Raw genomic sequence first — 654 nt, forward strand, 5'->3', positions numbered from 1 at the left:
CCCCGGGTGGTGCGGGTGACCCGGGTGGTGCCGGTGACCCGGGTGGTGCCGGTGACCCGGGTGGTGCCGGTGACCCGGGTGGTGCGGGTGACCCGGGTGGTGCGGGTGACCCGGGTGGTGCCGGTGACCCGGGTGGTGCCGGTAACCAGGGTGGTGCCGGTAACCAGGGTGGCACCACCAACCAGGGTGGTGCCGGTAACCAGGGTGGTGCCTCGCACGGCGGCGCGACCGGTGGCGACACCGGCTCCACCACCGGTAGCGCCTCCTCCGGCTCCACCGGCGAAACCGACACCTGCACCGTCGACCTCGACGGCGCGAAGTGCGCGGACAACACCACCCCCGACTCGGCCGGCAACCAGCCGGTCGAGCAGAGCAAGGGCAAGGACGAGCTCGCCGAGACCGGTGCGGCCGAGACCACGTTCCTGCTGGTCGGCGCCGCGACGATGATCGCCGGTGGCATCGGCTTCCGGATCCTGCCGCGTCTGGTGAACGGTCGTACGGTCGCCTGAGGCCTGTGGCCGCCAGGTACACCTATGTACACAGAAGGGCCCGGGACATACGGCGAATTCGAGGGGTCGTTGCAACACGTGGTCGGTTGATCAGGCTGCGAGCAGTTTAGACAGGCGCTCGGCTGGGGTTTCCCAGCCGAGCGTT

General features: G+C 70.3%; 1 protein-coding gene. It reads left to right on the forward strand.

Translation table 11 applies throughout. The features are described 5' to 3' along the window. On the forward strand, positions 1–509 hold a 509-nt coding region (locus tag ACWD6R_RS22800), incomplete at its 5' end, for an LPXTG cell wall anchor domain-containing protein (RefSeq protein ID WP_451820366.1). Positions 510–654: the final 145 nt, after the last annotated feature.

The sequence above is a fragment of the Streptomyces sp. NPDC005151 genome (assembly GCF_053599875.1).